This is a genomic window from Oceanobacter mangrovi, from assembly GCF_019740315.1.
In the GTDB taxonomy this organism is placed as follows: Bacteria; Pseudomonadota; Gammaproteobacteria; order Pseudomonadales; family Oceanobacteraceae; genus Oceanobacter; species Oceanobacter mangrovi.
Genome location: NZ_JAHXZR010000001.1, coordinates 88,522 through 105,772 on the forward strand (window position 1 = coordinate 88,522; position 17,251 = coordinate 105,772).

The window sequence follows — 17,251 nt, forward strand, 5'->3', positions numbered from 1 at the left end:
GTGAACCTGCAACCTGGTCAGCCAGTCACCGGTCTGACACTGCCAGCCTTGCGTAGCGGCTTTGGTTTCAATATCGAGGAACAGCTTGGTCACCCGGTAATGTTGCTGTGGGTTGGCTCCTGCGAGTCCTGCGACAAGGACCTACCGGCCTACGAACAGCTGTTGCAGAAATATGCTGCCAGTGGTTTGGTCAGCCGGGTTATCTGGACGGCAGAAGAATCCTTGCAGGGCCAGGTACCAAAAACAACGCTGCCGCTGCTGGTATACAGCCGCAGCCTGACCAATGCCTGGAGCGTTGAGCCCCAGCCAGCGGTAATGCTGATTAATCGGGATGGCCTGCTGGCTTACACATTTACTGGCAGATTATCCCGTAACCAGAGTTTGGCAGACCGAGCACTGCAACAAATGGTGTCAGAACAAGCAAACGCGGATTCCATGAATTGAGGTGGTTATGAAATTTTGGGTTGCAGGGATGCTCTGGCTTACAACATCTCTGGCGCTGGCAGCGGACGACAGTGCGCTGAACGTTGAACAGGCCAAACGCAGTGTTATCGAGCTCAACAATGAGCTGATAACCATAGAAAAGCAGCTGACCAGCCCGATTGTCAGCAAGGCTGCCGTTTATATTGCGCTGGCAGATGGCCAGTTTTTCAAGCCAATGTCTGTTGAACTGAGCGGCGCAGGCATTGCCCCGATCACCTACACCTATACGGAAAAGGAAGTTCAGGCGCTGTCAGCGGGTGCGATCCAGCCACTGGCAGACTTTGTCGTCAGCCCCGGTTTCCATAAATTGCGCGCGGTGTTCAAGGGTAAGGATGGCAATCAGCAAATTCGTAACCTGGTCTATGAAGGTACTTTCAGGAAAACTGATCAACACCTGAAATTGCTGCTGACCATTTCTGACAACAGCGCCCTGCACAGCGCGTCAGCGACACTCAAGGCTTGGTAGTCATGCGTAGACAGGGAATTCTTGTCCTTGGCCTGGCGGCAGCTGTAATGACCGCCTCCGCCAGCGGCGATACAGGAAATGGCATTCTTGATCGCTTGTCAGCCACTCAGCCACAACCGGCCAGAGGGGCTGAGTTGCTTGATTATGAACTGGCCAAACGGGTTTATTTCTATCGTTTTATGACCGGCCAGCCACTCGACGCCATTTCCGGCAGCGACAGCGGTCAGGTACTGGCGGATGACGATGTCTCCTACACCTTGCCAGAAGGCTTTCTTGATGTAGGCATGGAGCAGTTTGCTGCAGCCATGCTGGCAGATTCCCGTCTCAACAAGATGGAAGGCCTGGGTGACTCCTGGCTGATGCTGGCCAAGCGTGCCAGTGAACAAAATCACTGGAGCCTGGCTGGTCAGCTGGTTGCCCGAGCACTGGCACCAACCGCCCACCTTACTGCCGAGTCTGTTGCTGAAGGCCATTTTATTGCAGCCACCGCAGCAGCCAATCAGAACCAGATCGAGTCGGCGACGGAGCAATTGGCACAGATTGATACAGATTCAGACTGGTCCCATTTTGCCGCCTACAACCTGATGCTGGCCCAAATGCGCAAGGGCCTTGAATCCGCCGAGCTGCTGGCGTGGGTTGACGATTATCGCTGGGCCAATCCGGGCACCCCGGATCAAATTGCCTTCAACGACCGCCTCAATCTGACCGCTGCCAAATACGAATTGCGCAACAAGCGTTACGACAGTGCCATTGAACTGCTGCGAGTCATATCCAAAGACAGTCCATACACCGCAGATGCCCTGCTGCAATATGGCTGGACGCTGAGCAAGCGCTGGCAATATGACCAGGCATTACAGCCCTGGCGAGTGCTGCAGGAAAACTTCGAGCCACTGGATGTCCACGTCCTGGAATCCCTGATGGCGACGTCCTACATCGCAGAGCTGTTACAGGGCAGCGTTGAATCCTTGCCAGTTTATGAATATTCCGAGCGCCGCCTCAGCAAGGTATTACAACGTCTTGGTCAGTTGAGCCAGCCGGAACTGCTGCAAAAATGGGTCACCAGCTGGTCTGGCAACCTGATTGCCGATGACAATAACCAGCAATATCTGACCGCCACCACCGGCAGCCTGACCGCTTCCCGTCTAAACCGCGAGCTGGAAGGCTTGCTGTCCAGCAGCGACTTTATCGAAGCACGTCAGCAACTGGCTGACATCAAGCTGTTGCAACAATGGACAGCCACAGCGTCCAGCCGTTTGGAGAAGGTTCAGCAGCAGCGTCTGGCCAATCAGCAAAGCTGGGCCGATAGCAGCGAGCTCGACGCCATGGCAGAACAGGTCACCGCGCTGCAGGCCAAGGTAGAACAACAGCAGCTGACAATTCAGCAACAACAGCTGGCGCTGGTACCGTTTGCCAATGCCAATGAAAATGCTCGTCTGGAAAAATTGGCCACAGTCCATGCAGCAGCCAATGGCGATACGCCACTGGAAAACCAGCTCCGCGCCCAGGCTGAATTTCTTTCGGGGGTACAGCTGTGGCAAGCCGCCAAAGCCGTTCCCGCGCGCCAATGGCAGCAGCAAAAACAGCTGCTGCAGTTGCAGGCCCAGCATCGCCAGTTACGCAACCAGCTACTGAGTCAGCGTCAATTGGCGGTCCAGAATACTGAGTTTATGGCTGAAACTGCGGAACAGGACAGCTATCTCAGCGACTACGGCAGTCGTTTGAACGATTTCCGCAGTTCCTTGGATCAGCTTGAACAGCAACAAGGCCAACAGGTTGTCGCCGTTGCCCAGCAACATCTGACGAACCTGACAGACCGCCTCAAACACTATCTGGCCACCACCCGTCTGGCTATTGCCCGTATTTATGACCAGGAATTCCGACGCAATAACGCCGCAGCAGGAGGCTCGACTGACCATGACTGACCAGCGCCTTCCATTATGGTCAGCTGTGTGCACCCTCATGCTGCTGACTTCCGGCTGCGTCACCCACCAGACGGAACCCCAGAACACCATCGCCGAGATGAGTTATCACTCATTGAAGCAACCAACCAAGGAACCGTTAATCGTCACCAGCGAAGACGTGGTCAAACGTTATCAGGCGTATCTTCAGGTCGCTCCGGATGACCAGAAATATCTGCTGATTGCTTCCCAGCGCGTTGCAGCCCTGAGCCTCAATAGCCAGATTGCGATGATGGAAAGCGACTTCGTCAGTGAAGAAGAAAAGCAGATTTCTCCGGCCGAGCTGGCGGAATCGATTCGTTCCCTGGAAGCCAATCTGGCCGACCAGCAGTTTGGCGAAGGCAGTGACCAGATTCTGTATCAGCTGGCCAAGGCTTACAGCATTGCCGCCCAGCCAGAAGATACCGTACGGGTACTGGATAGCCTGGTTGAGCACTACCCGGATTCTGCCTATTACCTTGACGCCCAGTTCCGACTGGGCGAACTGCGATACGTAATGGGTGACTACACCGCGGCGGAAACCGCCTTTGGCGCCATTCAGGCGTACGGCAAGCCCGGCAACAAGTACTACAACGACGCCGTCTATAAAAAAGGCTGGTCCGTATTCAAGCAAAGCCGTTACGACGACAGTCTGGATATTTTTGCCAACCTGCTGGATGAAATGTTCCCGACTGCCGCCAGCATTGATGTCGCTTCCAGTGGCGATCTGGCAATCCTGAAAGACAGCCTCTACAACATGGCTGTTACTTTCAGCTTCCGTGGTGAGTGGGAAGAAATCGGTGATTTCTTTGACCGCCATGGCCATCGTCACTACGAATACCTGGTCTATCAGCGTCTCGCTGAAGTCTATGTCGAGCAGAAGTACTACCAGAGTGCTGCGTCGACGTTATCTGCCTTTGTTGCCCGTTATCCTGATGATGACCGTGCTCCGGCAGCCATGCAGCAGATGATTACGCTGTACAACGATGCCAACTACCCGGTTCTCAAGCGCCAGTATGAAGGCGAATACATCGACCGTTTTGGCATCGATACGCCATATTGGCTGGCCCACAGCGACGAAGTACGGGAAACCATCAAGGAGCCACTGGCCAGCTATCTGTTGGATCTGGCCAAGTTCAACCACGGTTGGGCCCAGCAAGCCAAAAACGACAGCGAAAAAGCTGAGCGTTATGCCCAGGCCGCCAAGTGGTATGAGATTTATATCCGCAGCGTACCCGATGCTGCCGATATTGCCGAAGCCCATTTCCTGTTGGCTGAAATCGCCTATGAGATCGGCAACTACCCATTGGCTCGGGATCACTACGAAATCGTCGCCTACCAGTATCCGGACTATGAAAAAGCCGCCGAAGCTGGCTATGCAACCGTACTGACCTACGGCAAGTACAAGCCAACCGACGAACAGCAGGCCTACGAGTGGCGTCAGCAAGGTGCTGAAAATGCCATGCGATTTGTACGCGCTTTCCCGGATCACGAAAAACGTGGCCAGGTACTGGTTGCCACCGCCGAGCTGTTCCTGGAAGACGACAACTACGAAGAAGCGCTTGCCGTTTCCCGTATGGCCTGGGAAATTCGCGACAGCCTTTCTGCCCAGCATCGCTACGGTGCTGCGTTGGTACGAGGCCACGCCTCTTATGAGCTGGGCAATTATCAGGAGGCCGAAGAATCCCTCCGGGAAGCGCTCAAATACAACAAGATTGATCGCAAGACCCGCAAGGATCTGCGCGAAAAAGTTGCCGCTGCGATTTACAAACAGGGTGAACAGGCTCGCGAACAGGGCAATTACGAACTGGCAGCCTCCAACTGGAACCGTATTGGCGACGTAACGCCGGGCAGTGAAAACTCGGTTGTGGCTGAATTCGACGCTGCGACCTTGTTGCTGGAAGTCAAGAAGTACGACGAAGCCGAACAGGCTTATCTGACTCTGCAGAAGAAATACCCTGACAACAAGCTCAGCAAGGATATTCCGCAGAAGCTGGTGTACATCTACGAACAGCAGGAAAAATGGGGCCCTGCCGCCAAGATCCTGACCAACGTATGGCGTACCAGTACCGATGTTAAACAGCAGCGTATTGCCTGCTTCCAGGCCGCCGAGTACTACGAAAAAGCCGGTGATCCGGAAAGTGCCATCATCATGTACAGACGTTACGCCAACAGCTATGAGAAGCCATTCGACCCACTGGTTGAAGCACACGCCAAGCTGGAGCAACTGTACGCCGCAGAGGGTACCGAAGAAGCCATGGGCAAACGCCTCTACTGGCTCAAGAAAGTGATCCAGCTGAACAACGACGCTGGTGCCAAGGCCACGCCACGCTCGCGTTTCCTGGCAGCCGGTGCCACTTATGAACTGGCCGAAATGGCCCGCACTGACTACGAGAAGATTCCGCTCAGCCTGCCGCTGAACAAGAGTATTCCGAAGAAAAACAAGGCACTGGAAAAGGCCCAGCAAATGTATACCGATACCGTGCAGTCTGGCGTGCAGGAGTACACCACGGCCTCGACCTACCGCATTGGCCAGCTCTATACCCAGCTCAGCAAGGCTTTGCTGAACTCCGAACGGCCGGCCGGTATGGATGATCTGGAGCTGGAAGAGTACCAATTCCTGCTGGAAGACCAGGCCTACCCGTTTGAACAGGCGGCGATGGATATCCAGATGAAAAACATCAACCGCACCTACGACGGTATTTACGATGAATGGGTCAAGAAAAGCTTTGAAGTTATGTCAGAGCTGAAGCCAACCCAATATCGCAAGGAAGAAAAGGCACCAGGCTATGTTAGTCAGATTCGCTAGTTTTATCGTCCTGCTGGCCCTTGGTGGCTGCGGTACTCTGGGAGTCAAGGACAACGAACCTGACGAAGCCCCGACCGCAGATGAGGCCAATCAGCCGGCAGAACAGGTCGAAGACCCCAATGCCGGTATTGATGCAGATACCCAGAGTATCTACAAACACGGCCTGATTTTGCTGAAAAGCAAGAATTTCAAACAGGCTGAACAGCACTGGCAAATGATGTCTGAGCGCAACCCGGATTTCCCGGGAGTATGGGTCAATCTGGCGCTGTCGCAATATCACAACGGTGAATTTGAAGCGGCCAAAGGTTCGGTCGAAACCGCCTTACAGTTGAAGCCCGGCTTTTGTCCGGCTCTGGCAACCATGGGACCGATTGCTCGCGAACTGGGTGAATTCAGCCTGGCGGAAGATAACTATAAACAGGCCATCGCCTGCTCCGGAAATAACAGCGCCGACCTTCATTACAACCTCGGCATCCTTTACGACCTTTATATGAACGACCAGGCCCGGGCTCTGGTGCAGTACAAGGCTGCCCAGCGTGCTTATGCAGAAGACGACCCGCAACTGGATATCTGGATTACGGACCTCAGCAAACGCCTTGAGGCCAGCCAACCCCAAACTCCCCCCGCTGCTGAACCAGCTCCGGCCGAACCGGCAGAAGCAACCTCTGCGACTGACGCAGCAGCGGAATCAAGCCAGCCCGACACCGCACCTGAGGAGATTAGCGAATGAAACACCTGGCTAAATCCCTTGCCCTGCTGCTGTTGGGTTTGTCCGCCAGTAGCCATGCTGCCGACTCCATTCAACTGGAAGGTATCGACATCATGGGCAGTGCAGAAGACGCCGGCATCCTGACGATTACTTCCTGGAAAACGCCATCCGACCAGGAAATCGAACTGGAAGCTGTTACCGGCTATGAAGAGGAACGATTTGAACCCCTGGAACCCCGCAGCTTCTATCGTGAAGTGGAATATTCACAGCGGTTCAAAACCGGCTTTGGCGACAATCTGGCCGAACAACACCAAAGCGGGAAATAGTCGACCAAATGCCGCATAGCTGCACGTATTTGAAACCTGAATCCGCTTAAATCCGGATTCACAAACATTTATCAACAACTACTGATTACGCAATAACTTTTGGGGGAACTCCTATGGAATCCATCGTTCGCTTCTTTCAAGAAGGTGGCGCCTTCATGTACCCGATCGCCATCGTCATGGCCATCGGTCTGGCGATTGCCATCGAACGTCTGCTGTACCTGACCAAGGAAAAGTCATCTAACCGCAAGGCTTTCGAAGAAATCCTGCCAATGCTGGAAAAACGCGATATGCGTGCAGCACTGAACTACGCCAATGAGTCCGGCACCAAGCTGGGCGACATTTTCTCCGTGGCCATTGCCCGCATTCCGGGTAGCCAGCGTCGTGAAGAAATTGAATACGCCATGGAAGAAGGTCTGATGGAAGCAGTTCCTCAACTGGAAAAACGTACCCAATACGTCTCTACCCTGGCCAACATTGCTACCCTGCTGGGTCTGTTGGGTACCATTATGGGTCTGATCGCGGCCTTTACCGCCGTAGCCAACGCTGCTCCAGCTGAAAAAGCCACCCTGCTGTCACAATCCATTTCCGTGGCCATGAACACCACGGCATTCGGTCTGATGGCGGCGATTCCATTGCTGCTGCTGCACACCTACCTGCAAACCAAGACCAACGAAATTGTCGACAGCATCGAAATGGCTGGCGTCAAATTCCTGAACATCATCACTGAACGCAAGCCGTCCTCCACCGACAACAAGTGAGATGTAACCACCCATGAGACGCCAACGTAACCAAGAAACGGCGGAGCTCAACGTTACATCCTTTATGAACCTGATGATCGTGCTGGTACCGGTACTGCTGCTGAACATGGTGTTCTCGCAGATTTCGGTTCTCGATCTCAAGTTACCCACGGGTGATTCACCCACTGTGGTGGATCCAAAAGATGTGACGCTCGAGGTCATCATCCGTAAGGACAGCCTGGAAGTGTCTTACAGCTACATGCTGCAAACCAGCGTGGTAGCCAACCTGCCGAATATCGGTGAGGAACACGACTTCAAGGGGCTGTCTGCTGCCCTGCAGGAACTGAAGAAAGATCCGGTTTTTGCAGACAAGAGCGCAATCAACCTGCTGCCTGAGCCCGGTATTGATTACCAGACTCTGGTCAACGTGATGGATAGCGTACGAGTTTACCCGGCTGTTGTAGTGACATCCGTGGTTGATGCCCAACTGTTCCCGGACATTTCCCTGGGTGCAGCTCCAGAAGAACAGGCGAACACAACGGAGGCTTCACAATGAAGAAGACGTCTCGTCGCGCCAAACGAATGGAGCGCAACCACAAGCGTAATCGCGGCGGCGGTACGCTGAACCTAACTGCCCTGATGGATATCTTCACCATTCTGGTGTTCTTCCTGATGGTCAACCAGAACGATGTCCGGGTTGAAGATGCCGACCAGATTGAACTGCCTGCCTCGATTGCCGAGAACATGCCGGAAGAACAACTGGTAGTGATGGTGAACAAAAACGACATCCTGGTACAGGGTCGTTCAATCATCGCACTGGCAAACCTGAACGAAACGGACAACGAGAAAGAAGTGATTGAGCCGTTGCTGGCAGAACTGCAATACCAGGCCGAACGTGACCCGCTGTCGCCGGAAGCCCTGCAGGCCGGACGCTTCATCACCATCGTAGGCGACAAGGATACGCCGTATCAGTTGCTGAAGCGGGTCATGAGTACCTGTTCCGAAGCAACCTACAGCAATATCTCGCTGGCGGTTAACAAAGTCGATGCGGGAGGTGCGTAATGAGTGAGCAAATCATGCGTCACCAGCCTGTGTTGCCATGGTCTGACAGCAGTGAAAAACGCTACATCCCGATTCTGGTCGGCTTGCTGCTGTTCACTGTGATTGTTGGCGTCATCATCCCGTTTATCAACGTGCCGGAACCGGACCGTAGTGAGCTGGAAAAAGTGCCGCCAACACTGGCCAAGTTGCTGGAACAGAAAAAGCCGGTACCGCCTCCTCCACCACCTCCTCCACCAAAGGAAGAGAAGAAAGAAGAGCCAAAGCCGGAAATGCCAAAACCTGAGGAAAAAACGAAACCGAAACCCAAACCGGTTCCAAAGGTAGAAGCCAAGCCAGAGGAGCGCAAGAAAGCCCAGGAAAAAGTGAAGGAAGCATTGGGTGCCGATGCACTTAACTCCCTCGCCGCACTGGCTTCTGCAATCCCGAGCGCCAAGCTGGATACCAGCAGCGCAGCCTTGAGCAACAACGGCAGTGCCGCAGTCGGTGCTGGCAGTATTGTTGACAAGAATGCCGTGGTTTCACTGGCAGGTATCGATGAATCGACCCTGACAGCAGCTACCTCCGGCGAAGCGCTAGGTGAGCGCAGCACCACTGCGGTTGCAGTATCGGCAGAAGAGGTCCGCAAGACCAAGGAAGCCGCTACCAAGCGTACCCAGGAAGAGCTGCGACTGGTGTTTGAATCCAACAAACAGCGTTTCTTCAGTGCCTACCGTCGCGCCCAGCGTGATGATCCGACACTGGCTGGTACCGTGGTACTCGACGTCACCATTCTGCCGAATGGTTCAGTTGAGTCCTGTGAAATCGGTAGCAGTGAGCTGAACAACGACGACCTGCACAAGCGTCTTGTGTCTTTCTGTCGCCGTATGGAGTTCAAGAACCGTCCGGAAGTGGATAAAGCCAACGTTGAATTCCCCATCAACTTTGTGCCTTGATCCAGGCTTCGGCCAACAAAAAGGGCTGCCTTCGGGCAGCCCTTTTTGTTTTTCAGCGTTAGTTAAACCTGCCGCTGGCAGGCTTCGGATTATCAGGCTAGCTCAGCCTCGTTACCTCGCTGTTCGAGCCAGTTTTTGCGATCACCAGAACGCTTCTTGGCCAGCAACATATCCATTAGTTCCATGGTTTCGGCATAGTTGGCCGAGCCTTCTGATGCTTCTTCGTCGGAGTTATCCACAGCCTCACGCTCATCTTCCAGCACCAGTTGCACCAACCGACGGGTATTCGGATCCATGGTGGTTTCGCGTAGCTGGATCGGGTTCATTTCCCCCAGCCCCTTGAAGCGCTGGACATTGACCTTGCCCCGTTTTTTCTCGGCTTCGATACGTTCGAGAATGCCCGCCCGCTCGGCTTCATCCAATGCATAATAAACATCCTTGCCAATATCGATCCGGTACAGCGGCGGCATCGCCACATAGACATGACCACCCGCCACCAGCGCCGGGAAATGGCGTACGAACAGCGCGCACAGCAGCGTTGCAATGTGCAGGCCGTCCGAGTCGGCATCAGCAAGGATACAAACCTTGCCATAACGCAGTCCGCTGAGGTCATCCGAGGCCGGATCAATCCCCAGCGCCACCGCAATATCATGCACTTCCTGAGACGCCAGAATCTGGTCGGAATCGACTTCCCAGGTATTCAGGATTTTACCGCGCAGCGGCATGATGGCCTGGAATTCGCGGTCACGGGCCTGCTTGGCGGAACCACCCGCCGAGTCACCCTCCACCAGAAACAGTTCGGTGCGCTCACTGTCCTGACCAGTGCAGTCCGCCAGCTTGCCGGGTAATGCCGGGCCCTGGGTGATTTTTTTGCGAGCCACCTTTTTGGCCTTGCGCAGACGGCTCTGGGCGCTGCTGATCGCCAGCTCGGCAAGCTTTTCAGCATCAATGATGTTGTCATTCAGCCACAGCGCAAAGGCATCCTTCACAATGCCTGAGATAAAGGCTGATGCTTCGCGGGACGACAGCCGTTCCTTGGTTTGACCGGCAAACTGCGGATCGGCCAGCTTGGCTGACAAGACGTAGCCACAGCGCTCCCAGATGTCGTCCGGAGTCAGTTTGACGCCTCGCGGCAACAGATTACGGAATTCACAAAACTCCCGCAGGGCATCCAGCAGACCGGAGCGGAAACCATTAACGTGAGTACCGCCCTGTGCCGTCGGAATCAGGTTGACGTAGCTTTCCTGCAGCAGTTCACCGCCCTCCGGCAACCAGTGCACTGCCCAGTCGGCCGCTTCGGTCTTACCAGCGAAAGAGCCGGTAAATGGCTCGGCAGGCAGCACTTCGTAACCCTTGCTGGCAGCGGCCAGATAGTCTTTCAGACCATCCTGATAGAACCATTCTTCGTTGTCAGCATTGTCAACGCCCTTGAAGCTGATCTTCAACCCTGGGCACAACACCGCCTTGGCCCGCAGGATGTGCTTCAGTCGCACTACGGAAAAACGTGGGCTGTCGAAATATTTTGGATCCGGCAGAAAGCGTACGCTGGTACCCGTGCGTTTCTTGCCACAACTGTCGACCACTTGCAGATCAACTGCCTTTTCACCGTCACGGAAGCCGATGCGATGTACTTCGCCATTACGCCAGATGGTTACTTCCAGCAGTTGCGACAGCGCATTCACTACGGATACACCGACCCCGTGAAGACCACCGGAGAACTGGTAATTGTCGTTGGAGAACTTGCCACCGGCATGCAGCTTGGTGAGGATCAGTTCGACGCCGGAAACGCCGTGCTCCGGGTGAATATCGGTAGGCATCCCACGACCATCGTCCGTTACGGTCATCGAGCCGTCGTCGTGTAATACCACTTCGATGGAGCTGGCATGACCTGCCAGCGCTTCGTCCACCGAGTTATCAATCACTTCCTGGGCGAGGTGATTGGGGCGGGTGGTATCTGTGTACATACCGGGGCGTTTGCGCACCGGATCCAGACCACTGAGCACCTCAATCGATGATGCATTGTATTCACCAGCACGCGCCTGGCTGCTGCGATTTTCGGACATAGCTACCTCTTTAACATCCTCGGCCCATGATCGGCAGCCCGAGTATAACGAGCGACCGTCAGGCTGGCATCCTTACTGCGGGTAATAGTGCTGGCGGGCAAAGGCGACAATAGCGGGCAAATGCTGGTCATAGCCCTGAAAGGCGTGATCACCACCCGCTTCAATCACCAGCTGGCAGCGTTCATAGAGTTGTTCGGCGTGGCGGTAATCCAGTGTCGCGTCACCGGTTTGCAGCAGTACCAGCAGCTTGTTGGGCTGGGCTATCGATTCAACCGCAATATCTGCCAGCATTTGCAGATGGCGCTCTTCCAGCTGATGAACCTCACCCGTGTGGTAGTGGGTTACCGGCCCAAGATAATGCCGGAACAATTCGTGAGGACGTACAGCCGGATTCACCAGGACCGCCGGAACCCCGAGATCCTGCGCCAGTCGGGTGGCGTAGAAACCGCCCAGCGAACTGCCGATTACAAAAACCTGCGGGCACTGCTGTGCCAGCTCATCAAGGGTTTGACGCGCCAGCTGGATCGCTTCAAAGGGACTGAAAGGTAAAACCGGTGCCTTGATCAGACAACCCGGCAGCTCACGCTGGAAATACTCCAGTGTTTGCTGGGCCTTGGCCGACGCCGGAGAGCTCAGAAAACCATGCAGATAAAGACAGGCAACAGTTTGATTGGCAGACAAGGGCAAACTCCGCAGAAAAGGTTTCAGTATCCTTTAACAGAGTAATCTACTTCAAACTCAATATGGTCAACCCGGCTGACACTGGTTTCAATACGACCGTCTGGATACAGCTCCAGCCAACGGTAACCCGGTGAGCGACGGTCGACGGAAAAGTCCTTGCTGTGCGGTTCAAACTGCACACAAGTCGACGGTGTCGACAAATAACGAACGCCGTCAATCAGCTGATCACTGGCCTGGTGGACATGACCCCAGATCAGACAGCGAACATTATCATAGGCGTTTACCAGCGCCAGCAGGGCTTCGGAATTGCGAATACCAATGGTATCGATCCAGCGGCTGCCCATTGCAATCGGGTGATGATGGAAAGCAATCAGGGTATGTAAATCCGGCTCAGCCTGCAGTTGTTGCTGCAGCATCCAGAGTTCAGCTTCAGCCAGCTCTCCATAAACCTGGCCCTCGACCTGAGTATCAAGCAGGATGATTTGCCAATGCGGAGTTTTGATAACGCGGTTACGCAGCTGTTTGTCAGCTGCCACCAGATCCATGTTGGTCTGGTTATCGTGATTACCAGGCAGCCAGTAGCATGGCGACTCGAAGCGGTCCAGCTCCCGCCGCAAGTGGCGATAGGACTCAACCGAACCATCCTGGGAAAGATCGCCAGTCACCAGCACCAGGTCAATGACAGGATGCTCAAGGTCAACCACATCCAATACGGAACGCAGGCTGTCGAGCGTCTTCATGCCCAGCAGGTGGCCATTTTCAGGGGCATTCAGATGCGTGTCGGATAACTGCAGCAACCTGATGCAATCTTTGTAATCCAGATAAACCAAACACCACTCCTTGCGGATGTGCCACTACGTTGCCAGTTCATACCATCGGTGAATCAGGATTCACCCTTTCAATAACAGCCAGATGTCCGGTCAATGTTGCCGGGGTGTCTCCTGCTGCTCAAACGCCGCATCCACGGGATGGTCCAGATGCCCAAATTTTAGACAATGTTCCAGCCAGTCTGCCAGAAATCGATTTAATTGGGTTTTCTCATCCGGCAAGCGCATTTTTTCGTTAGGGTAGTCGTAGCGGCCTTCACGCACAGTTTCATTCTGATAGCCAACCACTTCTGCCAGTCGGGCGTCGTGATACATCCGCACCTGCATAACCGGCGGCATGCTCCACTGACTGCTGTCATCCTGTTGGGCTACCCTCACCATCGTTGTATAACGGTGATTTGCCTCAATTTTAACGGATATTCGCTGACCAGAGTGGGAGCCATTACTCACCCTGTAAGTATGATCAACGCCCACCCGGTCATCTTTCACCAGTTTCTGGAGCCGGGCATAGTTCGCCTGCCCCAATGATGAAAGGATAGTCAAATCCGGTACATAGCGTTTGTTTTTACGATTAATCATGCCACTACCAGTGTGCTTGTTCAGTCAGCCGGGGCCAGCAGCTCACTGTGATGAATTTTCAGCCATTGCAGGGCAATGATGCTGGCGGCGTTATTGATGCGGCCAGACTCCAGCAACTGCCAGGCTTCGTCAAAGCTCATAACCACCAGCCGAATATCCTCATGCTCGTCTTCCAGACCATGCAGGCCACCCACACCATCGCTGTCCAGCAAGCCGCAATAGAGATGAATCTTTTCGCTGCAACCACCCGGCGACGCCCAGTAATGGTGAATTGGGATCAGCTGTTGAAAGCGGCATCCTGCCTCTTCAAGGGTTTCCCGTTCAGCCACCGCTTCCCAGCTTTCACCGTCTTCCACCATGCCGGCCACCAGTTCGATCAACCAGGGCGAATGACCATCAGCCAGCGCACCAATGCGAAATTGCTCGGTAAAAATCAGTCGATCCCGGGCCGGGTCAAACAACATCACACAAACCGCTTCACCGCGTTCAAACAGCTCACGTTCAAATACCGGCGTCCAGTCACCGGCGAAGGTACGATGGCGAAGGCTCAGGCGGTCCATCCGGAAAAAGCCCTGAAAAACGGTTTCCCGCTTTTCCAGCTGCCAGTCTTCGTGTCCAAAATTGATCTGGCTCTGATTCATACTTGACCTATCTATATATCCATTCAAGAATACAGGCATGCATTTGTTACACTCACTGTTCTGACCGGATGCACAATGCAAACGCTGGCCGACGGTTATTTCTGATAAACTCGACAGCAATTTTTAACCGCAGCCAGCACGGGTTTCCAATGAAAAAAATGATCCCACTGACATTCCTGGTCCTGGCGACCAGTGGCGTAAACGCAACTGACCTTAGCACCATTTACCAACAGGCAGCCAGCAACGACGCCGAAATCGCCGCTGCACGCGCCAGCCGTGAAGCCAATGGCTATAACGTCGATATTGCCCGCGGTGCTATCCTGCCACAAGCACAGGCTTCCTACAGCGTTACTCGCTACGATGTTGAAGGTGAAAGTGCCAGTGTTGCCAACTACATCCTCAATGGCGATAGCTCACCACAGTCCTATTCCAGTGACTATGTGATGCAGCAATTCCAGGTATCGGCCTCCCAGGCGCTGTTCAACCTCAACAGCTGGTATACCTACAAGGCTGCTGCCAGTGTCGATGACGCCTACGCCGCCCAACTGCAATTGTCTGAGCAGAACCTGTTGCTGCGTACCGCCCAGGCCTATTTTGACGTGCTGCGTGCGGCCGAAAACCTCGCCACTGCCGAAGCTGAAGAAAAAGCGGTCAAGCAATCGCTGGAACAAACCCGTCAGCGTTATGAAGTGGGTTTGATTGCCATCACCGACGTTCAGGAAGCCCAGGCGACCTACGACCTCACTTATGTAAACCTGCTGTCACAGCAAGCGGCGCTGGACGTCAGCTACGAAGCACTGGAAACCCTCACCGGCCAGCGTTATGACGATCTGGCGTCACTGCGTCAGAACGTTGCCATGCAGATGCCAATGCCGGCAGACGTACAGCAATGGGTCGATTCCGGTCTCGACAAATACGCCGGTATCCAGATGGCAGAAGCCCAGAAAGATGCAGCTCGGCTGCAGCGTGATGCGACCCGTTCCAATCACCTGCCAACCGTGACGTTGAGCGCCGCCTATACCCGTGGCGACAGCGCACCGTCACTGAACAGCTATCCAACCGATGCCAACTCCAAGACCATTGGTCTGAACGTCTCGGTACCGCTGTTCACTGGTGGCTCGTTGTACGCCCAGACCAAACAGTCTGCCAGCAACCTGGCGGTGGCTGATTACCAGCTGGAAAGCCAGCGTCGTTCAGTAAAACAGAACGTCCGCAGCCTCTACCGTCAGCTGCAAACCAGTGTGCAGAACATTGATGCCCGTCGTCAGTCGATCACTTCGGCAGAGACGGCCCTGAAAGCCACCCAAACCGGTTATGAAGTGGGCACCCGTAACATCGTTGAAGTGCTCGACGCCCAGCGCCAGCTGTTCTCTGCCCAGAGCAACTACGCCAACGCGCGTTTCGACTACATCATCAACCTGCTGAACCTCAAGTTCTACGCCGGTACCCTCAACGAACAGGATATCCAGTTGCTCAACAGCTGGCTGGAAAGCTGAGTTTTCAGCGACTCTCGTTCAAATCCTGCTCAACAAAAAGGCGCCTGTAATGGGCGCTTTTTTGTTTTGTCTGTTGTTCCGGCATGCCGGGACCCTACGGATCGGACGTAACAGATACAGGTGATTTGTTACCCCCGCATGCAGGGGCCCGACGACAACAAGCGATCCGTTATCTTCACCAGCCGCTCGACCACGCCACGGCTTTGCTCTACCAACTGCAGCCCGTGCTGGCCCATCTGCCGGGCTTGCTGAGGGTTTTCCAACAGCGCCGCCAGATCCGCCGCCAGCGTTTCAACAGCCGTTAATTGCAGCGCACCCGCCGCGACCATCTGATCAACAATCAGCTGGAAGTTAAAATAGTGTGGCCCCATCAGCACTGGCTTGCCGAGCGCCGCCGGTTCAATCGGGTTATGTCCACCACGCTCGACCAGAGAGCCGCCCATCACCACCAGATCAGCCGCCGCCAGATACAGCAACATTTCGCCCATACTGTCACCAACAAACAGCTGCGGCTGGTCGCCAGCGCTGACATCAGAACGGCGCGCTACAGTACAGCCTGCTTGCTGCGCCAACGCTGCAACAGCGTCGAAACGTTCCGGGTGACGAGGCACCAACAGCAGCAATAATTCCGGCCATTGCTGGCGCAACTGCTGCCAGGCTGCCAACAACAACTCATCTTCTCCGGCATGACTGGATGCCAGCAACAATACCGGCCGCTCACTACCCCATTGCTGTCGCAGCTGCTGAGCCTGACGCTGAATATCCGCCGGAATGGCGACATCAAACTTGATGCTGCCAGTAATCTGTAGCCGCTCCTCAGGCAATCCCAACTCGACAAAACGCTGGCCATCAACCGGGTTCTGCGCCGCCACCCAGTCAAGCCGTTGCAGCATCGGCCGGGTCAGCGCCGCAAATTTCTGATAACCACGGGCAGATTTGGCCGATAGCCGGGCATTGGCCAGCAGGCTGGGAATCTGATGACGTGAAGTCCAGGCCAACAAATTGGGCCAGAGTTCGGTTTCCATCACTATCAGACAGGCCGGTTGCAGACGGCCACCAAACCAACGCCAGAACAGCGGAATGTCGTACGGCATAAAGCTGTTGCCAACCCGATCACCAAACAGCCGTTGCACCTGGGCCGCACCGGTCGGAGTAGTACTGGTAATCCAGAGACGGCGTTGTGGATAAGTCTGTAACAGGGCTTCTATCAAGGGCGCGGCGGCAATCGTCTCGCCCACCGAAACCGCATGAATCCAGATGCTGCCTGGTTGCGGCTGACGCGCAATCAATCCCAGTCGTTGCCAGACCTGGCTGCGATAGCCGGGATTCTTGCGGCCACGCCACCACAGCCGCCCCAGCAACAGCGGCAATAACAGGGTCATCAGCAGGGAATACAACAGTCTGGCCATGGGCAGCAGGTCCGGTTACGAGAGCGGGCGAATGGTAGCACAAGCCCCGCCTGTGCTAGACTCGGCGCTCCATTTTTTGAGCTGCAGAATCCGC

The 17,251-nt window shown here is 54.8% G+C and carries 17 protein-coding genes; 11 read left to right on the forward strand and 6 right to left on the reverse strand.

Annotated features, from left to right (window positions below; genetic code table 11):
* The 10 genes from K6123_RS00370 to K6123_RS00415 all read left to right on the forward strand — a co-directional run bounded on the left by K6123_RS00370 (position 1) and on the right by K6123_RS00415 (position 9,461).
* Positions 1–444 carry a peroxiredoxin family protein gene (locus K6123_RS00370; RefSeq protein ID WP_221793022.1) on the forward strand — a complete coding sequence of 148 codons (444 nt, stop codon included), beginning with the start codon at positions 1–3 and terminating at the stop codon, positions 442–444.
* A gap of 7 nt (positions 445–451) precedes the next feature.
* Positions 452–949, forward strand: a complete 498-nt coding sequence (locus K6123_RS00375; RefSeq protein WP_221793024.1) for a hypothetical protein — start codon at positions 452–454, stop codon at positions 947–949.
* Between the two features lie 2 nt (positions 950–951).
* A complete protein-coding gene (locus K6123_RS00380) occupies positions 952–2,871 on the forward strand; it encodes a tetratricopeptide repeat protein (protein ID WP_221793026.1) in 1,920 nt (639 codons plus the stop codon).
* On the forward strand, positions 2,864–5,695 hold the full coding sequence (locus tag K6123_RS00385) for a tetratricopeptide repeat protein (protein WP_221793028.1): 2,832 nt from the start codon (positions 2,864–2,866) through the stop codon (positions 5,693–5,695). Before K6123_RS00380 ends, K6123_RS00385 begins: the two co-directional genes overlap by 8 nt.
* Positions 5,676–6,425 (forward strand): tetratricopeptide repeat protein, encoded by a 750-nt coding sequence (locus K6123_RS00390; protein WP_221793030.1) that lies wholly within the window; start codon positions 5,676–5,678, stop codon positions 6,423–6,425. The genes K6123_RS00385 and K6123_RS00390 overlap by 20 nt, the downstream gene beginning before the upstream one ends.
* Positions 6,422–6,730, forward strand: coding sequence for a hypothetical protein (locus tag K6123_RS00395; RefSeq protein WP_221793032.1), 309 nt, complete (start codon positions 6,422–6,424; stop codon positions 6,728–6,730). The genes K6123_RS00390 and K6123_RS00395 overlap by 4 nt, the downstream gene beginning before the upstream one ends.
* Before the next feature lie 113 nt (positions 6,731–6,843).
* A complete protein-coding gene (locus K6123_RS00400; RefSeq protein WP_221793034.1) occupies positions 6,844–7,488 on the forward strand; it encodes a MotA/TolQ/ExbB proton channel family protein in 645 nt (214 codons plus the stop codon).
* A gap of 13 nt (positions 7,489–7,501) precedes the next feature.
* Positions 7,502–8,023, forward strand: coding sequence for an ExbD/TolR family protein (locus K6123_RS00405; RefSeq protein ID WP_221793036.1), 522 nt, complete (start codon positions 7,502–7,504; stop codon positions 8,021–8,023).
* Positions 8,020–8,529 (forward strand): ExbD/TolR family protein, encoded by a 510-nt coding sequence (locus K6123_RS00410; protein ID WP_221793037.1) that lies wholly within the window; start codon positions 8,020–8,022, stop codon positions 8,527–8,529. The genes K6123_RS00405 and K6123_RS00410 overlap by 4 nt, the downstream gene beginning before the upstream one ends.
* Positions 8,529–9,461 (forward strand): TonB family protein, encoded by a 933-nt coding sequence (locus K6123_RS00415; protein ID WP_221793039.1) that lies wholly within the window; start codon positions 8,529–8,531, stop codon positions 9,459–9,461. Before K6123_RS00410 ends, K6123_RS00415 begins: the two co-directional genes overlap by 1 nt.
* Positions 9,462–9,553: 92 nt before the next feature.
* Here the strand turns inward: K6123_RS00415 and parE are convergent, their stop codons facing one another.
* The 5 genes from parE to K6123_RS00440 form a co-directional block, all read right to left on the reverse strand.
* On the reverse strand, positions 9,554–11,524 hold the full coding sequence (parE, locus tag K6123_RS00420) for a DNA topoisomerase IV subunit B (protein ID WP_221793041.1): 1,971 nt from the start codon (positions 11,522–11,524) through the stop codon (positions 9,554–9,556).
* Between the two features lie 72 nt (positions 11,525–11,596).
* The gene (locus K6123_RS00425) at positions 11,597–12,205 is read right to left on the reverse strand and encodes a YqiA/YcfP family alpha/beta fold hydrolase (protein ID WP_221793043.1); all 609 of its coding nucleotides are present in this window, start codon (positions 12,203–12,205) and stop codon (positions 11,597–11,599) included.
* Positions 12,206–12,228: 23 nt separating this feature from the next.
* Complete coding sequence (cpdA, locus tag K6123_RS00430) at positions 12,229–13,035, reverse strand: 3',5'-cyclic-AMP phosphodiesterase (RefSeq protein ID WP_221793045.1); 807 nt, start codon at positions 13,033–13,035, stop codon at positions 12,229–12,231.
* Positions 13,036–13,125: 90 nt separating this feature from the next.
* A complete protein-coding gene (locus K6123_RS00435; protein ID WP_221793046.1) occupies positions 13,126–13,611 on the reverse strand; it encodes a DUF1249 domain-containing protein in 486 nt (161 codons plus the stop codon).
* A gap of 20 nt (positions 13,612–13,631) precedes the next feature.
* Positions 13,632–14,252, reverse strand: coding sequence for an NUDIX domain-containing protein (locus K6123_RS00440; RefSeq protein ID WP_221793048.1), 621 nt, complete (start codon positions 14,250–14,252; stop codon positions 13,632–13,634).
* 149 nt (positions 14,253–14,401) lie between these two features.
* On the opposite strand from K6123_RS00440, the gene K6123_RS00445 reads away from it, so the two are divergent.
* Positions 14,402–15,748, forward strand: coding sequence for a TolC family outer membrane protein (locus tag K6123_RS00445; RefSeq protein ID WP_221793050.1), 1,347 nt, complete (start codon positions 14,402–14,404; stop codon positions 15,746–15,748).
* 128 nt (positions 15,749–15,876) lie between these two features.
* On the opposite strand, the gene waaA is transcribed toward K6123_RS00445, so the two are convergent.
* Positions 15,877–17,157, reverse strand: coding sequence for a lipid IV(A) 3-deoxy-D-manno-octulosonic acid transferase (waaA, locus tag K6123_RS00450; RefSeq protein WP_221793052.1), 1,281 nt, complete (start codon positions 17,155–17,157; stop codon positions 15,877–15,879).
* Between the last annotated feature and the right edge of the window lie 94 nt (positions 17,158–17,251).